This is a genomic window from Halalkalibacter lacteus, from assembly GCF_036663595.1.
Classification (GTDB): Bacteria; Bacillota; Bacilli; order Bacillales; family Bacillaceae_D; genus Halalkalibacter; species Halalkalibacter lacteus.
Map to the genome: position 1 here is coordinate 135,914 of NZ_JAWRVL010000002.1, position 19,840 is coordinate 155,753.

18 protein-coding genes are annotated in these 19,840 nt (G+C 38.8%); all 18 read left to right on the forward strand.

Annotated elements, in window-relative coordinates; translation table 11 throughout:
- Nucleotides 1-7: 7 nt before the first annotated feature.
- The 18 genes from rbfA (at nt 8) to SAZ04_RS02205 (ending at nt 19,821) form a co-directional block, all read left to right on the forward strand.
- Nucleotides 8-358 (forward strand): 30S ribosome-binding factor RbfA, encoded by a 351-nt coding sequence (gene rbfA, locus SAZ04_RS02120; RefSeq protein WP_332690310.1) that lies wholly within the window; start codon nt 8-10, stop codon nt 356-358.
- A 128-nt stretch (nt 359-486) separates the two neighbouring features.
- On the forward strand, nt 487-1,410 hold the full coding sequence (gene truB / locus SAZ04_RS02125) for a tRNA pseudouridine(55) synthase TruB (RefSeq protein ID WP_332690313.1): 924 nt from the start codon (nt 487-489) through the stop codon (nt 1,408-1,410).
- A 29-nt stretch (nt 1,411-1,439) separates the two neighbouring features.
- Nucleotides 1,440-2,387, forward strand: coding sequence for a bifunctional riboflavin kinase/FAD synthetase (gene ribF, locus SAZ04_RS02130; protein ID WP_332690316.1), 948 nt, complete (start codon nt 1,440-1,442; stop codon nt 2,385-2,387).
- Between the two features lie 464 nt (nt 2,388-2,851).
- A complete protein-coding gene (gene rpsO, locus SAZ04_RS02135; RefSeq protein WP_332690319.1) occupies nt 2,852-3,121 on the forward strand; it encodes a 30S ribosomal protein S15 in 270 nt (89 codons plus the stop codon).
- Between the two features lie 161 nt (nt 3,122-3,282).
- Nucleotides 3,283-5,397: a polyribonucleotide nucleotidyltransferase gene (gene pnp / locus SAZ04_RS02140; protein ID WP_332690322.1), complete on the forward strand. Its 2,115-nt coding sequence runs from the start codon at nt 3,283-3,285 to the stop codon at nt 5,395-5,397.
- Nucleotides 5,398-5,503: 106 nt separating this feature from the next.
- Entirely contained in the window at nt 5,504-6,511 is a 1,008-nt protein-coding gene (locus SAZ04_RS02145; RefSeq protein ID WP_332690325.1) for a polysaccharide deacetylase family protein, read from the forward strand.
- Nucleotides 6,495-7,736 carry a M16 family metallopeptidase gene (locus SAZ04_RS02150; RefSeq protein ID WP_431308943.1) on the forward strand — a complete coding sequence of 414 codons (1,242 nt, stop codon included), beginning with the start codon at nt 6,495-6,497 and terminating at the stop codon, nt 7,734-7,736. The genes SAZ04_RS02145 and SAZ04_RS02150 overlap by 17 nt, the downstream gene beginning before the upstream one ends.
- A gap of 195 nt (nt 7,737-7,931) precedes the next feature.
- Nucleotides 7,932-8,174 carry a YlmC/YmxH family sporulation protein gene (locus SAZ04_RS02155; RefSeq protein ID WP_332690331.1) on the forward strand — a complete coding sequence of 81 codons (243 nt, stop codon included), beginning with the start codon at nt 7,932-7,934 and terminating at the stop codon, nt 8,172-8,174.
- 378 nt (nt 8,175-8,552) lie between these two features.
- The gene (dpaA, locus tag SAZ04_RS02160; RefSeq protein ID WP_332690334.1) at nt 8,553-9,437 is read left to right on the forward strand and encodes a dipicolinic acid synthetase subunit A; all 885 of its coding nucleotides are present in this window, start codon (nt 8,553-8,555) and stop codon (nt 9,435-9,437) included.
- 14 nt (nt 9,438-9,451) lie between these two features.
- Nucleotides 9,452-10,045, forward strand: coding sequence for a dipicolinate synthase subunit B (dpaB, locus tag SAZ04_RS02165; protein WP_332690337.1), 594 nt, complete (start codon nt 9,452-9,454; stop codon nt 10,043-10,045).
- A gap of 149 nt (nt 10,046-10,194) precedes the next feature.
- The gene (gene asd / locus SAZ04_RS02170) at nt 10,195-11,235 is read left to right on the forward strand and encodes an aspartate-semialdehyde dehydrogenase (RefSeq protein ID WP_332690340.1); all 1,041 of its coding nucleotides are present in this window, start codon (nt 10,195-10,197) and stop codon (nt 11,233-11,235) included.
- A 15-nt stretch (nt 11,236-11,250) separates the two neighbouring features.
- The gene (gene dapG, locus SAZ04_RS02175; protein ID WP_332690343.1) at nt 11,251-12,483 is read left to right on the forward strand and encodes an aspartate kinase; all 1,233 of its coding nucleotides are present in this window, start codon (nt 11,251-11,253) and stop codon (nt 12,481-12,483) included.
- A 26-nt stretch (nt 12,484-12,509) separates the two neighbouring features.
- Complete coding sequence (gene dapA / locus SAZ04_RS02180; RefSeq protein ID WP_332690346.1) at nt 12,510-13,391, forward strand: 4-hydroxy-tetrahydrodipicolinate synthase; 882 nt, start codon at nt 12,510-12,512, stop codon at nt 13,389-13,391.
- Nucleotides 13,392-13,724: 333 nt separating this feature from the next.
- Entirely contained in the window at nt 13,725-15,392 is a 1,668-nt protein-coding gene (locus tag SAZ04_RS02185) for a ribonuclease J (protein ID WP_332690348.1), read from the forward strand.
- A 270-nt stretch (nt 15,393-15,662) separates the two neighbouring features.
- The gene (locus tag SAZ04_RS02190) at nt 15,663-16,406 is read left to right on the forward strand and encodes a ClpP family protease (RefSeq protein WP_332690640.1); all 744 of its coding nucleotides are present in this window, start codon (nt 15,663-15,665) and stop codon (nt 16,404-16,406) included.
- Complete coding sequence (locus tag SAZ04_RS02195; protein WP_332690350.1) at nt 16,403-16,624, forward strand: YlzJ-like family protein; 222 nt, start codon at nt 16,403-16,405, stop codon at nt 16,622-16,624. The genes SAZ04_RS02190 and SAZ04_RS02195 overlap by 4 nt, the downstream gene beginning before the upstream one ends.
- 118 nt (nt 16,625-16,742) lie before the next feature.
- Complete coding sequence (locus tag SAZ04_RS02200; RefSeq protein ID WP_332690353.1) at nt 16,743-19,067, forward strand: FtsK/SpoIIIE family DNA translocase; 2,325 nt, start codon at nt 16,743-16,745, stop codon at nt 19,065-19,067.
- 34 nt (nt 19,068-19,101) lie between these two features.
- Nucleotides 19,102-19,821 (forward strand): GntR family transcriptional regulator, encoded by a 720-nt coding sequence (locus tag SAZ04_RS02205; RefSeq protein WP_332690356.1) that lies wholly within the window; start codon nt 19,102-19,104, stop codon nt 19,819-19,821.
- Nucleotides 19,822-19,840: the final 19 nt, after the last annotated feature.

Genomic DNA, 19,840 nt, shown 5'->3' on the forward strand with positions numbered 1-19,840 from the left:
GAAAGATATGAGTAATGTTCGTGCACACCGTGTTGGTGAACAGATGAAGAAAGAACTAAGTGATATTATTATGCGTGAACTTAAGGACCCTCGTGTTAGCTTTGTGACAGTAACTGGAGTAGACGTTACGGGAGACCTTCAGCAAGCAAAAGTATTCATAACGGTTCTTGGCAGTGACGAACAAAAGGAAGCAACTCTTCAAGCATTATCGAAAGCAAGAGGATTTATTCGCTCTGAAATTGGGAAACGAATCCGCCTTCGTAAAACACCGGAGATTGTCTTTGAATTCGACGAGTCGATCGAGTACGGAAATCGTATAGAAACTCTTCTTTCAGATTTAAATAAAAATGAACGGTAATCATAAGAGGATAGAAGGGCAAATGCTCTTCTATCCTTTTTGATTGCCTTAGTAGCAATGAGTGGAACCATTGCAAACTCAAACCTAAACCAATACAAAATCAAGTTTCATCTAATTTGGAGGAAATAATGAAACCAAACGGAATTTTAATTTTACATAAACCAAGAGGAATGACCTCACATGATTGTGTGATGAAGGTGAGACGTCTTTACCAAACGAAAAAAGTAGGTCATACAGGTACGTTAGATCCAGACGTAAATGGAGTGTTGCCAATTTGTATTGGCAAAGCAACGAAAGTCGTAGAATACATGTCTGGTTACTCAAAAGAATATGAAGGGGAAGTGACTATCGGAATCTCGACAACAACAGAAGATAAAAGTGGAGAAGTTGTTGAATCGAAACCAGTAACAAGAAGGTGGACAAAAGAGGAAATAGAAAAGGTCCTTAATTCTTTTATAGGTGATATTGTTCAAATACCACCAATGTATTCTGCTGTGAAAGTTAATGGCAAAAAGTTATATGAATATGCTCGCGCTGGAAAAGAAGTTGAACGGCCAGAAAGGAACGTTACAATCCATTCACTTGAACTTCTTTCAGATCTCTCTTTTCAGGAGGAGGCAGCGACGTTTAGATTCCGAGTTTATTGTAGTAAAGGGACATACGTTCGAACACTAGCGGTTGATATAGGACAAAAACTTGGATATCCAGCACATATGTCTGATTTAGTTCGAACTTCATCAGGTCCCTATACGTTAGAAGACAGCAAAACGTTTGAACAATTAGAAGAATTTAAGGAAGAAAATACGTTATATACACAATTAATTCCTTTTGAAACGGCTGTTGATTATTTACCGAAATGTATAATAGATCCAGAAACGGAACAGCAGATTAAGAATGGTTCAGTCTTGCCTGTAAAGAAAGGGTTAGAACAAATGAGATTTACCGTTTATAATGAAAAGGGAGAGTGCTTAGCCGTTTATAAGCGCCATCCAACTAAGGAGGGCTTCGTCAAACCAGAGAAAATGTTCTGGACTGGAGGAGAGTCATCTTAAGAATTTGGGAGTGAAAAGGGGATTCTTAAATGGATACCATTTATTTGAAACATCCTATAGATGGAAGAACGTTAAATCGCAATCGAACTGTTATGGCATTAGGCTACTTTGATGGAGTTCACATTGGCCATCAAACAGTTATAAAAAAGGCGAAAGAAATTGCCGCTTCAATTGGAGCATCAACATCAGTTATGACCTTTCATCCTCATCCAAAGGAAGTGTTGAGGAAAACAAAAATGAATTACATAACCCCATTGTCTGATAAGATAACAAAAATTGAAAGACTAGGCGTTGATACGCTTTATGTCGTTAAGTTTACACCGTCATTTGCTAGTTTAACCCCGCAACAATTTGTTGACGACTATCTAATTGGATTACATGTTGTACATGCAGTTGCAGGCTTCGATTTTACATATGGTTCGTTAGGAAAAGGAACGATGGAGACTCTACCTTTTCATGCGCGTAATCGACTAGATTCAACCATTGTTGAAAAGTATGAGGAGAACAACGAAAAAGTTAGTTCATCTAAAATCCGTCAGCTTCTTGAAGTAGGAGATGTTCTTCATGTATCGGAGCTTTTAGGAGAAACATATTCCTTGAAGGGAATCGTTATAGATGGAGAAAAGCGTGGTAGGACAATAGGGTTCCCGACAGCTAATGTAAAGCCAATTGAACGCTACATTATTCCTAGAACTGGTGTGTACGCTGTGAAATTGACTATTAACAACGAACAATATGATGGGGTTTGCAATGTAGGTTATAAGCCGACTTTTCATGATGAATTGGAAACAGCGCCTTCAATTGAAGTACATCTCTTTCATTTTAATCAAGATATCTATGGATTAGAAGTTGAAGTGTATTGGTATTGGCGTATTAGATCAGAACAAAAATTTTCTAGTGTAGATGACCTTATAAAACAAATTACTCTTGATAAAGAGGAAGCTATAACTTTTTTGACTTCTAAGTCTGTTAAATAAGGCACGTGGGAAAAATAGACTTTTTTTGAACCTTATAAAAATGAGTGGCTGGTGCAATGGCTTCGAACCTTACAGCGGCTCTATTGCTTAGACGCTACTAAAAAGGTGAAAACCGGAGGCCACTGAAAAAGTCCATCGAGGAAGCGGCAATGGCTCCGCACGTTGCGCGCCTGCTATGAGAAACCCACTCATATCGGGCTTAAAACAAGGCAACGGCTACGCGCATTGCTTAAAGGGCACTGAAAAAGGTAAAAAGCAACCTTTTTCAGTGCCCTCGAAAACCGACCTTTTTCAGTAGCCGTGGAAACCGTCCCTTTCGATCAACCTCTAGAAGGAAAACTTGCATTTTTGTATAAAAAAAGGTATAGTATTGTTTGTACTGCAAGTACGAATCCGTTTCTTGGCAGATCGAGTCACCGACGTTTGCTAGGGAATAGGAGATAATATAAAGGGAGGTGAATAGGATGGCTTTAACACAAGAGCGCAAAAATCAGTTAATCACTGATTTCAAAACGCATGACACTGACACTGGTTCTCCAGAGGTTCAAGTTGCTATCCTTACAGAGCAAATCAACACATTAAATGAGCATTTACGTACTCATAAGAAAGATCACCATTCACGTCGTGGTCTTCTTAAAATGGTAGGTCAACGTCGTAACTTGTTAACATACTTACGTAACAAGGATGTTACACGTTACCGTAACCTAGTTGACAAGCTTGGCTTACGCCGATAATCGTGATGAAAGCGGGATAATGTCCCGCTTTTTTCTTGATCTAATAACATTGGTAAAATGACTAAAATTAACCAACCTTTAGATATTCTTTTAGTTTTCAATGAGTTTGGTAATAATAAAGTAAGATGAATGAATACTGGTGTACGAGAGGAGTACGCGTAATGGAAGAAACAAAACATGTATATAAAATGGAATGGGCTGGAAGAGAGTTGACTGTTGAAACAGGTCAATTAGCAAAACAAGCAAACGGCGCAGTGCTTGTTAGGTATGGTGATACGGCTGTACTATCAACAGCTACTGCTTCGAAAGAACCAAAAGATTTAAATTTCTTTCCACTAACGGTTAATTATGAGGAACGACTTTATGCTGCTGGTAAGATCCCTGGTGGATTTATTAAACGTGAAGGACGTCCGAGCGAACGCGCAATTTTAACGAGTCGTTTAATTGATCGTCCGATCCGTCCTTTATTTCCAGATGGATTTCGTAATGAAGTTCAAGTCATAAGTATTGTTATGAGCTCTGACCAAAATGCTTCTTCTGAGATGGCAGCAATGTTAGGATCATCTCTTGCGCTTTGTGTTTCAGATATTCCATTTGACGGACCAATAGCAGGGGTTACGGTTGGTCGTTTGGACGGGAAATTTATTATTAACCCAACAACGGAGCAGCTTGAACAAAGTGATATTGATCTTGTTGTGGCAGGTACAAAAGATGCTATTAACATGGTTGAAGCTGGAGCTGAAGAAGTCACGGAAGAAGTTATGTTAGAAGCAATCATGTATGGTCATGATGAAATTAAAAAGCTTATTTCCTTCCAAGAAGAGATAGCAACAGCTGTAGGAAAAGAAAAATCAGAAGTTAAGTTAAAGCAAGTTGACCTAGACCTTGAGCAAGAAGTTCGTAAGTTGGCTGAGGCGGAATTAACAGAAGCTGTACAAGTACAAGAAAAGCATGCTCGTGCTGAAGCAATTGATGCTGTAAAAAATAAAACAGTCGTTGCGTTTGAAGAACGAGAAGATGTTAATTTAGGTGACGTTAAAGAAGTTTTACATAAAATTGTGAAAGAAGAAGTTCGACGTCTCATTACAGTCGATAAAATTCGCCCAGATGGACGGAAAGTTGATGAAATTCGTCCACTAGCTTCACAAGTAGATCTTCTCCCACGTACACATGGGTCAGGTCTGTTTACACGAGGACAAACGCAAGCATTAAGCATTTGTACTTTAGGAGCATTAGGTGATGTACAAATTCTTGATGGGCTAGGAATTGAAGAATCGAAGCGTTTTATGCATCATTATAATTTTCCTCAATTCAGTGTTGGTGAAACAGGACCCATTCGTGGACCAGGTCGTCGTGAGATTGGTCACGGTGCACTAGGCGAGCGTGCTCTTGAGCCAGTGATTCCGAATGAAAACGATTTCCCGTACACCATTCGTCTTGTATCAGAAGTGTTAGAATCAAATGGGTCAACTTCACAAGCGAGTATTTGTGCGAGTACATTAGCAATGATGGATGCAGGTGTTCCAATTAAAGCACCCGTTGCAGGTATTGCAATGGGTCTAGTAAAACAAGGGGAACACGTATCCGTTCTAACTGATATTCAAGGGATGGAAGATGCCCTAGGAGATATGGACTTTAAAGTAGCGGGTACTCGTGATGGGGTTACTGCATTACAAATGGATATTAAAATTGATGGTATTAATCGTGATATCCTAAAAGAAGCACTAAACCAAGCGAAAAGTGGTCGTATGCATATTTTAGATAATATGCTTTCGTCAATTGCTCAGTCTCGTAAAGAGCTTTCTACGTATGCACCTAAAATTATGACAATGAAAATTAACCCTGATAAAATCCGCGATGTAATAGGACCGAGCGGAAAGATGATTAACAAAATCATTGAAGAAACAGGCGTTAAGATCGATATTGAACAAGATGGTACAGTCTATATTTCTTCGGTGGAGATGGCTATGAACGAAAAAGCCCGCTCTATTATCGAAGACATTATTCGAGAAGTAGAAGTTGGACAAACGTATTTGGGGAAAGTGAAAAGAATTGAAAAGTTTGGTGCGTTTGTTGAGCTTTTTAAAGGAAAAGATGGCTTAGTTCATATTTCGCAATTAGCTGAAGAACGTATTGAAAAAGTAGAAGATGTAATTAAGCTTGGGGATGAAATTCTTGTTCGAGTAACAGAAATAGATAATCAGGGAAGAGTAAACCTCTCACGTAAGGTTATCCTAAAAGAAGAGAAAGAACGTCAACAACAGGCACAAAAATAATTAAAGCATGTTCAAAAAAAAGAGACTGGGGATTATACCTAGTCTCCTTTTGCGTTCTAACCTGTCCTCCTACAGCATACAATCGCACTAGAGGAGGGACTGGTGAATGAAGAAAAAGGTGGTTCACGTAAGTGTGTTCTGTATCGTTGTCATCCTATCTATTGGTGCTGTCCAAAACCCATTCTCATTAAATTATATAGGTGAATTAAAACGTGACAGTCAGATGGTTTTAAAAGAACAGGACTCCCTTTACGAAGAAATAGTAGCAAGGGCTGAGTCCTATTTGGAACCGGCAAGAGATGCACGAATTGATAGAGTATGGAAAGCTGTACCTGGGTATAATGGGTTAGAGGTTGACGTTGAAGCCTCCTATGATAAGATGAAGAAGCTTGATATGTTTGATGAAAATAGACTTATCTTTAGACAAACTAGTCCAAATATTCATCTCGATGATTTACCTCCAACTCCGATTTATAAAGGGAATGAACATAAGCCTGTTGTTACATTTTTAGTGAATGTTGCTTGGGGAAATGAATATTTACCAGAGATGTTAAAAACATTAAAGAAACATGAACTACATACAACATTTTTTTTAGATGGTTCATGGGTCAAGAACAATCCGAACCTTGCGACAATGCTTGATGAAGAAGGACACGAAATTGGAAATCATGCCTATTCTCACCCTGATATGAGTAAATTAACGACCGGGAGAATAGACGAAGAAATAAAGAAAACAAATTCTGTCATAGAAGCAACAATAGATGTTACACCTAAGTGGTTTGCGCCTCCAAGTGGTAGTTATAATCAAGCGGTAATTGATCATGCCGATAACCAAGGTATGAAGACAGTGTTATGGTCTGTTGATACAATTGATTGGAGAAAACCAGATCCAACGGAAATGGTTGATCGTGTCCTTTCAAAAGTTCATAATGGAGCAATGATTTTAATGCATCCGACAGAACCAACTGCAAAAGGGCTTGATAAGTTAATTACGGGAATACAAGAAAAAGGATATAAAATTGGCACTGTATCTGAAGTTTTATCGGAAGAGCGAGTTACGTTAGGTGTAACCCTTAATGACAATAGGGGGACTAAAAGTGGTAACGAGAATTGAATTAGAAAATGGTGTACGTATTTTAGCAGAGAATATTTCAACTGTTCGTTCTGTTTCAATTGGTGTTTGGGTAGGAACAGGATCAAGGTTTGAAAAGAAAGAAGAAAACGGGATTTCACATTTTTTGGAGCATATGTTCTTTAAAGGGACAAAGACAAGATCAGCGGCTGAAATTGCTGAATCATTTGATCGAATTGGTGGCCAAGTTAATGCCTTTACGTCAAAAGAGTATACTTGTTATTATGCAAAGGTACTTGATGATCATGCAGAATATGCGGTTGAAGTATTAGCTGATATGTTCTTTGATTCTGTTTTCGATGAAACGGAACTTCAAAAAGAAAAGAATGTCGTTTTTGAGGAAATTAAAATGGTAGATGATACGCCAGATGATATTGTTCACGACTTATTGAGTGAAGCAAGTTATGGTGGTCACTCCCTCGCCTATCCAATCCTAGGTACGGTCGATACACTTGAGACCTTTAATGGAGATTCGTTACGAGAGTATATGTCGAGGTTTTATACTGGTGATCATGTTGTCATTTCGATTGCTGGCAATATTACGGATGAAGTGATAGAACAATTAAAAGAGACATTCTCTAAAGTTGATCCGACAACTTATCAACATCAGAATGAAAAACCACCTTTTTTAACAGAGGCTATCGTTCGTAAAAAAGAAACAGAACAGGCGCATCTTTGTCTTGGGTATCCAGGTCTTGCCATCGGAGAAAAGAACGTATATGCTCTCGTTTTGCTAAATAATTTATTGGGAGGGAGCATGAGCAGCAGATTATTTCAAGAAATTCGTGAAAAAAGAGGATTATGTTATTCAGTCTTTTCTTACCATTCTTCGTATCAAGATAGTGGTATGTTAACGATATATGCTGCTACGGCTCATCAACAATTAGAAGGTTTAACAAAAGCATTGCAAGAAACGGCCTATACGTTAGCGAGTGTAGGTATGACAGAGAAAGAGCTCAAGAATGGAAAAGAACAATTAAAAGGTAGTTTAATGTTAAGCTTAGAAAGTACGAATAGCAGAATGAGTCGTAACGGCAAAAATGAGTTATTACTTAAAAAGCACCGATCACTTGACGATATCATAGAAGAGATCGATCAAGTAACGATCACACAAGTTAATCAATTGGCAGCATCGATCCTAACAGGAGCACCTTCTGTTTCATTGATTAACTCATCCGGTGAGCTTCCGACAGCGCTATCCCAGTAATTTTCTATGAGGGTTAGGCTCCGACTCTCTTAGCAACTTGTAATAAAAAACCACTCATAGCAGGCCTAAGGCGGGAGACGCTTTTCACGTCAATGGTAGTGGCTTTGTTTAAGACCAGCTCTTTTATTAAAAGGCTGGTCTTTTTTTGTACTTCTACTCATACGCTTACTACATGAAGGACGAGGAGGTAATCTAATGAGACTTAGTGAAATTAGCAGCAAAGAGATTATAGATTATCAAAAAGGAGAACGGCTAGGAATTTTAGGTCAAACTGATTTATTGGTAAATAAAGAAACAGGGGAAATTGAAGCATTTATTATTCCGACAATGAAATGGTTTGGGTTTGGAAAAAAGGATAAGGAAGTAACAGTATATTGGGAGCAAGTTAAAAAAATTGGTGAAGACATGATTATTATAAATCTTGATCAATTTGAATAAGGAGAACTTAACGATTCAGAAGTCCTCTCTTACAGAGCCATTGTCGCTTCCTCGAGGTTTTTTTAGGTCGTTTTTTACTTTTTTTAGTGCCCTCCTTTAATAGGAGGGCTTTTTTGCATGTAATTTCATAATTTGAAGTATTCCCTAAGTAGGATGGTCGCAGAACTAGGCTACTTGATTATGGGATGATAATCACCTATCGATTACTTGGTACATATGCTATGGTGAATCGTTGCTGTTCATCCTTTGCTCACGGGAAGAGGAGTATTTTGTGTCGCTTGTGATAGAGTTCTTGCTACTCGTTAATGCGTAATTTCTCTTTCTTAAGCGGCCTGCGATGATGATCAGATTCGCATGAATGAAAGGAGAACAAAACAGATGTTAACAGACAAACATGTAGCAATTATTGGAGGAGATGCACGGCAACTAGAAATCATCAGAAAACTATCTACGCTAGATGCCAAAATTTCTATGGTAGGGTTTGATCAGTTGAATGATGGCTTTATTGGTGCATCAAAGCAAACGATGGATGACATTGATTGGTCAACTGTTGACGCTATTTTACTCCCAGTAAGTGGAATGAGCACTGATGGGAAAATTGATACTGTATTTTCAAATGAGGAACTCGAGTTAAAAACAGAACAATTGAGTAAAACACCTGAGCATTGTGTGATTTATTCAGGTATAAGCAATGAATTCCTTGATGATTGTGTGGAGAAATCTAACCGTTCTTTAGTTAAGTTAATGGAACGTGATGATATTGCTATTTACAATTCAATTCCAACAGCTGAAGGTACGATCATGATGGCGATTCAACATACGGATATTACGATTCATCGTGCAAAAGTAGCGGTTCTTGGATTAGGTAGAGTTGGCATGTCGGTAGCAAGAACGTTTAGTGCTCTAGGGGCAGATGTGAAAGTGGGTGCTAATGAATCCTATCAACTAGCAAGAATAACGGAAATGGGTTTAACTCCGTTTCACACCTCACATATAAAAGAAGAGCTTAGAGATGTTGATTTATGCATTAATACAATACCAGCTCTTATAATCACAGCAAATGTTTTAGCTGAAATGCCTCTACACACTCTTATTATTGATTTAGCCTCTAAGCCAGGTGGAACTGATTTTCGTTATGCAGAAAAACGGGGAATGAAGGCGCTACTTGCTCCGGGGTTACCAGGAATAGTAGCTCCGAAAACAGCTGGGCAAATTTTGGCTGACGTTTTGGCGGAGTTATTAACAAACGAAGCGACCAATTAGGAGGAGGATGAATCATGTCATTAACAGGAAAGCACATTGGATTTGGGTTAACAGGATCACATTGTACGTATGATGCGGTTCTCCCGGAAATGGAGAAGTTAGTTAGCTTAGGTGCAAAAGTAACACCATTTGTCTCACATACAGTACAAACAACGGATACAAAGTTTGGTGATAGTGCAGATTGGTTGAGAAGAATTCAAGAAATTACGTCAGAACCAATTGTTGATTCCATTGTAAAGGCAGAGCCGTTTGGTCCGAAAACACCATTAGATTGTATGGTGATTGCACCGTTAACTGGGAATTCAACAAGTAAACTGGCAAATGCATTAACGGATTCACCAGTCCTAATGGGAGCAAAAGCAACTCTTCGAAGTGGAAACCCAGTTGTACTAGGTATTTCAACAAACGATGCACTTGGTCTGAATGGTGTTAATATTATGAGACTGATGGCGACGAAAAATATATATTTCATTCCATATGGTCAAGATGATCCTGTCAAAAAACCTAACTCGTTAGTAGCTAGAATGGGAGCATTAGTGGATACAGTTGAGTCTGCCTTAGCTGGCAAGCAATATCAGCCTGTCCTAGTTGAAAAATTCAGAGATTAAGCAATTCACGTAGTTGCACAAATGAAATATTTCCCTTAAAGTTTAATAGAGGAAACAAAGACACAAACTAAGTGGGATATGCTATAATCATTCCATCTTAGTGAAAAAAACTCTATTAAAATGCAAGTAAATGAGGGGAGATTATCAAGATGTCAAGTTATCATGTAGCCGTAGTAGGCGCAACAGGTGCAGTGGGGCAACAAATGCTTAAAACATTAGAAGAAAGAGATTTTCCGATTGCTAGTTTAAAACTATTATCTTCAAAACGTTCTGCGGGGAAGGTCCTAACCTTTAAAGGGAATGAATATATAGTAGAAGAAGCAACACCTGAGGCTTTTGATGGTGTTCAAATTGCGTTATTTTCAGCAGGAGGGTCTGTTTCAAAGGCATTAGCACCAGAAGCTGTGAAGCGTGGGGCGATTGTTGTTGATAATACAAGTGCTTATAGAATGGATCCAACTGTTCCACTTGTCGTTCCAGAAGTAAATGAAGAAGCTTTACGAAATCATAATGGCATTATTGCCAATCCAAATTGTTCAACGATTCAAATGGTTGTGGCATTAGAGCCTATCCGTGAAAAGTATGGCTTAAAAAAGGTTGTTGTTTCAACTTATCAAGCTGTATCTGGAGCAGGGCTTGAGGCAATTGAAGAAATGAAGCAACAAACAAAAGATATTTTAGAAGGAAATGAATTTACACCTGAAATTTTGCCAGTAGGTGGAGACAAAAAGCATTATCAAATTGCGTTTAATGCGATTCCTCAAATTGACTTGTTCCAAGACAATGGCTATACATTTGAAGAAATGAAAATGATTAATGAAACGAAGAAAATTATGGAAATGGCAGAGCTTGAAGTTGCTGCAACTTGTGTCCGTCTTCCAGTAGAAACGGGGCACTCGGAATCAGTTTACATTGAAACAGAAAAAGGTGGGGCAACAGTTGCTGAAATCAAAGAGCTTCTCGCATCATCTCCAGGAGTTACATTACAAGATGATCCAGCAAATCAAGTGTACCCACTTGCGTCAGAATGTGTAGGTAAGAACGATGTATTTGTTGGACGTATTCGTCATGATCTTGACCGTGATAATGGGTACCATATGTGGATCGTTTCAGATAACTTACTCAAAGGTGCAGCGTGGAATTCAGTCCAAATTGCTGAAAGTCTTGTGAAGTTAGATCTCTTATCGTAAGTAAGAAGGTGTCATATGAAAATAATTGTTCAGAAGTTTGGTGGTACGTCTGTAAGAGATGACAACAGTAGGTTGCTGGCAGCAAACCATGTCAAAAAAGCTGTTGAAGATGGCTATAAGGTCATTGTCGTTGTATCTGCCATGGGACGTAAAGGCGAACCATATGCAACCGACACATTGCTCGGTTTGATTAATCAAAAGCAACTACCAAAGCGAGAGCAAGACCTTCTCGTTTCTTGTGGTGAAGTGATTTCGTCTGTCGTTTTTTCAGATCTATTGCAAGGCATAGGGCTTCGTTCGATCGCCTTTACGGGTGCGCAAGCTGGATTTCGAACAAATGAAGATTTTGCTAATGCAAAAATCATTGATATGAAATGCGATGATGTATTGAAGCAGCTTGAAAAGGGTGACGTCGTTGTCGTCGCCGGTTTTCAAGGGCAAACGTTCACTGGAGAGGTTACGACACTTGGAAGAGGTGGGAGCGATACATCAGCAACTGCATTAGGTGCAGCTGTTCAAGCTGAGTGGGTCGACATTTTTACAGATGTGGAAGGTGTTATGACAGCAGATCCGCGTATAGTGGAAGATGCTCGTGCGCTTGATGCTATGTCATATGAAGAAATTTGCAATATGGCTTATCAAGGTGCCAAAGTTATTCACCCAAGAGCTGTCGAGGTTGCCATGCAAGCAAAGATTCCTATCCGAATAAGGTCTACTTATTCAGGAGGAGCAGGGACACTTGTAACGGCTAAAATCGCCAAACCACAGGCAGAAGTGAAAGATCGAGTTATCACTGGTATTGCGCACTTAGCCAATGTAGCACAAATCAAAGTATTCGCTAAAGAAGGGGAATACGATTTACAAGAAAAAGTATTTAAAGCAATGGCAACAGCTCATATCAGTGTTGACTTTATAAATATCAATCTTCGAGGAGTCTGCTACACAGTAATGGAGGATGTCGCTGATAAAGCAATAGCAGTTCTTCATCAATTGGGATATGAGCCAGAAGTAATGAGAAATTGTGCAAAAGTGTCAGCGGTAGGAGCTGGGATGAGCGGCGTTCCCGGTGTTACTGCAAAAATTGTGAGTGCATTATCTGGGCAAAACATTCAAATACTTCAATCAGCTGATTCTCATACAACGATATGGGTTTTAGTCAAAGAACAAGATATGGTTAAAGCAGTAAATGCACTCCATCATATGTTTCAACTTGAACAGGTAGGGAAACAACAAGAAGGAACCTCTTAGAAATACCGTACAAGGAGTTGGGTGTTATGGACTTTGGCCATATTTTGACTGCAATGGTAACTCCTTTTAACCAAGAAGGCTTAGTGGATAAAGACCGCACAAAGGAGTTACTAGACTATTTATTAGCTCATGGTACAGATGCAATCGTTGTAGCTGGAACTACAGGAGAGTCTCCGACACTCACAACGAATGAGAAACTAGAGCTATTTCAGTTATGTGTTGAATATGTTGATAAAAAAGTTCCGATTATTGCTGGAACGGGGAGTAACAATACGCACAGCTCGATTGAGTTAACAAAAAAAGCGACAGATATTGGTGTAGATGGCGTAATGCTTGTTGCTCCCTATTACAATAAACCATCACAACAAGGGATGTATGAGCATTTTAAAAAGATTGCGGAAGCGACTCCTCTTCCAGTCATGCTTTACAACGTCCCAGGGAGAACGGGAGTACAGATTGAGGCTGACACGACTATTGCTCTGTCTAAAGTGAAAAATATCGTCTCGATAAAAGAAGCTAGTGGTGATTTAGAACAAATGGCAGCAATTATTACGGCGACTGATAAAGATTTTCTGCTTTATACAGGTGATGACGCCAATACGCTTCCGGCTGTGGCGATTGGAGCACATGGAGTTGTTTCGGTAGCTTCACATGTGATCGGTAATGAGATGAAAAAGATGATTGATTTATTTAAAAGTGGAGAAGTAATGGATGCAGCGAATCTTCACCGTGCATTATTACCGACGATGAAAGCAATGTTCGCTGCGCCGAATCCCACTTGTGTGAAATACGCACTTAAGTTTATCGGAATTGATGTTGGAGGGGTACGTCTCCCACTTGTTCCTCTTTCTTACGAGCAGCAACAAATTATTATACAAACGTTAGAGCAAAAAGCTAATCCATCTTAATGGGTTGGCTTTTTTTGCAGAAACAGGATGTATATAGCTCACAATCATTTACAAATGTTTGATTTTACCTATATGACTAACTTTTATATATTTTGCTTCACCTTACCAATATAGGAAGTTCAGTCTTGTTTTTCAATTCCTCGATAAGGTATACTAGGTGTAATTGATTTGTTCGGGTCGAATATGATCGCAATTATGATCATCTGTTATTTTAGCGGAAAGTTTATCATCTCTACGCCAAGGGTGAGCGAACGGTAGTAACGTTATTAAGAAAAATATAAATAAAACAAAACAAATTCAGTCAGAGATTCGTTTTAGTAGGAGGAACGTCCATTGTCAAAAGAAAATACAGAGAAAGTACGTGTGTTTGCCTTAGGTGGAGTCGGTGAAATAGGTAAAAATATGTACGTAGTTGAAGTAGGTGAAGACATCCTTGTTGTCGATGCTGGTTTAATGTTCCCAGATGATGATATGCTAGGTGTTGATATTGTTATACCAGATGTTTCATACCTCGTTGAAAATGCCGAGCGAGTGCAAGGGATCTTTCTAACGCATGGTCATGAAGATCATATTGGAGGTTTATCTTACGTATTAAAAAAATTAAATGTCCCTGTTTATGGGACAAAACTTACCCTTGGCCTAGTAGAAGAAAAGTTAAAAGAAGCAGGTATCATTCGTCATACCACATTAAGATTAATTGATGCAAATTCCCGTCTTACAATTGGATCAACATCAGTGTCGTTTTTCCGTACAAATCATAGTATTCCCGATTCAGTTGGTATTTGTTTTGAAACATCTCAAGGAGCTGTCGTTCATACAGGAGATTTTAAATTTGACCAAACACCAGTTGATGGCAAACAAGCAGACATTGGAAAAATGGCTGCAATAGGAGAACGTGGTGTTCTTTGTTTATTATCAGATAGTACGAATGCAGAACGTCCAGGTATTACAAAGTCCGAAACAGAGGTTGGGAAGGGAATATCTGAAGTTTTTGGAAAGACAGAAGGGCGTATTATTGTCACGACGTTTGCTTCAAATGTTCATCGGATCCAACAGGTAATAGAGGCTTCGATCAGAACGAAAAGAAAGCTTGTTGTAGTTGGAAAAAGCATGATTCGTGTCATAACCATTGCAACGAGATTAGGGTATATTGAAGCCCCAAAAGAGTTGTTTATTGAAATTGATGAGATTGGCAAATATCGTGATGAGCAACTAGCGATTTTAACAACAGGGAGCCAAGGAGAACCGATGTCTGCTCTAACACGTATGGCAAAAGGAGCACATCGCCAAATTACCATTACAGAAGAAGATACAGTTATTATCGCTGCCTCAGCTATACCAGGTAATGAAAAATCAGTTTCAGCGATTATTGATAAATTACACCGAATTGGTGCAGAAGTCGTATATGGTCAAGCTAAGGTACATGCCTCTGGACATGGTAGCCAAGAAGAATTAAAGCTAATGCTGAACTTAATGAAGCCAAAATACTTTGTTCCTATTCATGGAGAATTCCGGATGCAACATGCACATCGTGATCTTGCTATTAAAACAGGGACAGCACCAGAAAATATTTTTCTTGTTGATAAAGGTGAAGTGGTTGAGTTTACAAATGGACAGGCTCGCAAAACTGGTAAGGTTCCATCTGGTAACGTGTTGATTGACGGATTAGGTGTAGGAGATGTCGGAAATATTGTCCTCAGAGATCGCCGCTTACTTTCAAAAGATGGAATTTTGGTTGTTGTCGTCACGCTCAATAAGAAAACAGGTGCATTTGTATCAGGACCAAACATTATTTCACGTGGTTTTGTTTATGTACGCGAATCAGAGAAACTACTTGAAGATGCCAATGAATTAGTAAGTGTTATTCTAAAAAAATGCGTAAGTGAAAATGTAAATGAATGGTCCTCCTTAAAAAGCAATGTAAGAGAAGGATTAAGTCGTTTCCTTTTTGAAAAAACAAAAAGACGTCCTATGATCTTACCAATTATTATGGAAGTATAAAATAGACGGCGTATCCGTCTTAAAAAGCAACGTGTGGAGCGATTTTCCTTCTTCGAGTAATCAAAAAACCACTTCGAACAAACCTTCACACTGCTTGAATCGGCATTCGAATTTTTGTGAATTCTTAGCTTTTAAGAAAAAACCGCACACGGTCGTGTGCGGTTTTTAAAAATGTAGTCCTAAACAAATCACTGAACTTTTTTGGATGATAAAGGGACAACCGGATCATACTACATCTAGATATGTTAAAGGAGGAAGTTGTTGATGACAATGGAAAACCCGAACCCTGAACAGCAACCAGCACCTGCCACACCACAAAAAGATCAAAAAAACTCAGGTATCATTGAAAAGATTCAAGAACTAGGTCAAACAAACGTTCCAGACATGGACCAATCAAATATTCATTGCATGACGGTTGTAGGCCAAATTGAAGGGCATATGCAACTCCCGCCACAAAACAAAACGACGAAATATGAACATATTATTCCGCAACTTGTTGCAATTGAACAAAACCCGAAAATAGAAGGCTTACTTTTAATCCTTAATACGGTCGGAGGGGACGTAGAAGCAGGCCTTGCGATATCAGAAATGATTGCATCGATGTCAAAGCCTTCTGTTACGCTTGTTTTAGGAGGAGGGCACTCTATAGGAGTTCCAATTGCTGTAGCTGCGAATTATTCATTCATCGCAGAAACAGCTACGATGACGATTCACCCAGTCCGATTAACTGGTCTTGTCATAGGTGTTTCACAAACTTTTGAATACCTTGATAAAATGCAAGAACGTGTGATTAGTTTTGTGACAAGAAATTCCTCAATCTCTGAAGAGAAGTTTAAAGAATTAATGCTATCAAAAGGTAACTTAACACGAGATATTGGTACAAATGTTGTTGGGACAGATGCAGTTGAGTATGGATTGATTAATGAAGTTGGTGGGATTGGACAATCATTGAAAAAGTTAAATGAATTAATTGATCAAAATAAGCAAAATGTTGAAGGAGAAATGGTTCAATGATTCTCTATACGATGATGCCACATGAAATGATTTTTCCAGAAGATGATCAAAACTATACGCAACAGCAAGTGATATCTTGTGAAGCAGGGCATTTAGTCGTTGAACAGATTAATCATAGTCAATATCGTGTTGTCCGCTTAATAAGTGGAAATGCCATGAGTTATCTTGATGGAAAATATGCTCCGGGATCAATCATTCAAGCAAATCCTCAACTTTAGCTATGTAGAGAGTGTTTGTCTTATGCTATAATTAATTTCATCCAAGCATGGTCGAAGCAGCCAATTTTGGCTGCTTTTTAAATGTAATGGTTAGATATAGTAGTAAAGGGTGAAATGTATGGCAAGGCGAAAGAAAAAAAGAAAAACCGAGTGGAAATCGCAGCTAACGTATGAATTGATCGGTCTCGGCTTACTAGTCATTGCCGTCGTTACATTTGCACGATTAGGTTCGGTAGGAGAGACGTTTGTCCGACTATTTCGTTTTTTCCTTGGCGAGTGGTTTGTCGTGCTGGCAATCGGACTTTTAGTCGTTTCATTGTATATCATGATAAAGCGGCAAAACCCAAAGCTTTGGACAAGAAGGCTTTCAGGAGTATATGTATTGATCCTTTCATTTGTGTTATTTAGTCATGTTGGACTTTTTCATCAGCTGAATGCCAGAGAAGGGTTTCAAGATCAATCGGTTATCCGAAACACGTGGAAATTATTCTGGATGGAAATGCGCGGTGAAACACCTCCTTCTGACTTAGGTGGTGGAATGGTTGGATCTGTTGCTTTTGCAGTGAGTCATTTCTTATTTGCTGAGATGGGTACATACTTTTTGTGCTTTATTCTTTTTATTATTGGATTTATCTTAATGACCGGAAAATCGCTATCTGAGTTAGTAGGAAAAGGCTTTAGAAGATTTTATTTATTTGTTATTGATACGCTAAGTAGTCTATTAGACGAAATAAAGCTTGTGCGCAACAAGGCAAAGGAACGCATACAAGAAGAGCGAGTAGCTCAGCAAGCTAGAAAAAAGGCACGAGAACAAGGAAAGCAACAATCGAGTAACCCTCAAGCTTCGGAAGAGCTGAATGAAGAAATTGAGCCGGAGATCGTTGATTTTACTCAAAAATCCTACAGACCTCAAGTCGAAGAAAAGAAAAAACAAGAGCAAATGAAGCCAGTACAAAAGGAAGATGTTGCTGAAGAAGTTCAAGTCCCTTTAGTTACTGCACAAGAAACGAATGAATCATATAAGTTGCCAGATGTTGATATTTTAAAGTTACCAAATAATCCAAGTCAAATAAACGAAAAGAAACAATTGACGGCAAATGCGAGAAAACTTGAACAAACATTAGAAAGCTTTGGGGTGAAGGCACGAGTATCGAAAGTGCATTTAGGTCCGGCTGTGACAAAGTATGAAGTAAACCCGAGTGTAGGGGTAAAAGTAAGTAAAATCGTAAACTTAGCTGATGACCTAGCACTTGCACTTGCAGCAAAAGATATTCGAATTGAAGCGCCGATCCCAGGGAAATCAGCAATAGGTATTGAGGTACCAAACCATGAGGTGGCGATTGTGACACTTAGAGAAGTACTAGATTCACCAGAGTCTAATTCTGAGGAAAATGTACTGGCAGTCGGTCTTGGGCGAGATATTTCGGGAGAACCAGTTCTTGCACATTTGAACAAAATGCCGCATTTACTCGTTGCTGGAGCGACAGGTAGCGGTAAGAGTGTGTGTATTAACGGAATCATTACAAGTATCTTACTGAAAGCAAAACCACATGAAGTGAAATTAATGATGATTGATCCAAAAATGGTCGAGTTGACAGTTTACAATGGAATTCCCCATTTGTTAACTCCAGTAGTAACCGAACCGAAAAAAGCCTCTCAAGCGTTGAAGAAAGTCGTAGCAGAAATGGAGAGACGTTATGATTTATTTTCACATAGCGGAACGAGGAACATTGAAGGGTATAATGATCTCGTAAAGCGTCAAAATGAAACAGAAGAGGCAAAACAACCGACATTGCCATATATTGTGGTCATAGTCGACGAGTTAGCAGATTTAATGATGGTTGCATCAGGAGACGTAGAAGACTCGATAGCAAGACTTGCACAGATGGCTCGTGCTGCAGGTATCCATATGATTATTGCTACACAGCGCCCATCAGTTGATGTTATCACCGGTGTTATCAAGGCGAACATTCCTTCTAGAATTGCATTTGGTGTTTCTTCGCAAATTGACTCTAGAACGATTTTAGATTCAGGTGGAGCGGAGAAACTGTTAGGACGTGGGGATATGCTCTACATGCCAGTAGGGGCAACAAAGCCAAAGAGATTACAAGGAGCATTTTTATCAGATGGTGAAGTGGAAGAAGTGGTCGATTTTGTCATTTCTCAACAAAAAGCCCAGTATCAAGAAGATATGGCACCTTCAGAAGAGCAAGTTGTTAATGAAAAAGTAAATGATGATTTATATGATTCAGCCGTTGAATTGGTTACAGATATGAATACAGCCTCTGTTTCTATGTTACAAAGGCGATTTAGAATTGGTTATACAAGAGCAGCAAGATTAATTGATGAGATGGAAGTTAGGGGAATTGTTGGACCATACGAAGGAAGTAAACCTAGAGAAGTCCTTATTGAGAAACCTAGAGAAGATGAGACTTCGTCTTAATTTGAAAAGGGGAAAAGTAGAAGGGGTGGAGAGTGTGATAAGAGCAGACCATAGGCCATTGTATTTACAAGTAATAGATCGTTTAAAAGAAGATATTGAGAAGAAAGTGTATGTTGAAGGTGAGAAACTACCTTCAGAATTCGAACTTTCAAAAATTCTCGGTGTAAGTCGAGCAACACTACGTGAAGCTTTGCGTCTGTTAGAAGAAGAAGGAGTTGTTGTTCGTAGGCATGGAGTAGGTACGTTTGTTCATTCAAAACCACTTTTTTCCGCAGGTATTGAAGAATTGTATAGTGTTACAGACATGATTGTAAAAGCAAAGATGAATCCAGGTACTATTTTCTTATCATCATCTGTTCAAGAAGCGACAGATGATGATCGACGGAAATTTGATATAAGTGAATTAACAGAAATCATGGAAATAGAGCGCGTAAGAACGGCCGATGGTTCCCCTGTTGTTTATTGTTTGGACCAGATTCCTAATGATTTAGTGAAAAATCATTCCATCCACGAAACAAAATCAATTTTTCGTTTTTTAGAGGAACTAGGCAGAACGATTACATACGCTGTTACGTATATTGAGCCAATTGGTTATCACGAGCATGTTTCTGAAATTTTAGAATGTGAACCGGGTTCTTCGCTTTTATTATTGAAGCAAATGCATTATGATCAGTCTGAACAACCTTTGCTTTATTCATTAAATTATTTTCGTGCAGATAAATTTAAATTCCACGTAGTAAGAAAAAGAGTGTAAGCATAACATAAGCGTGATT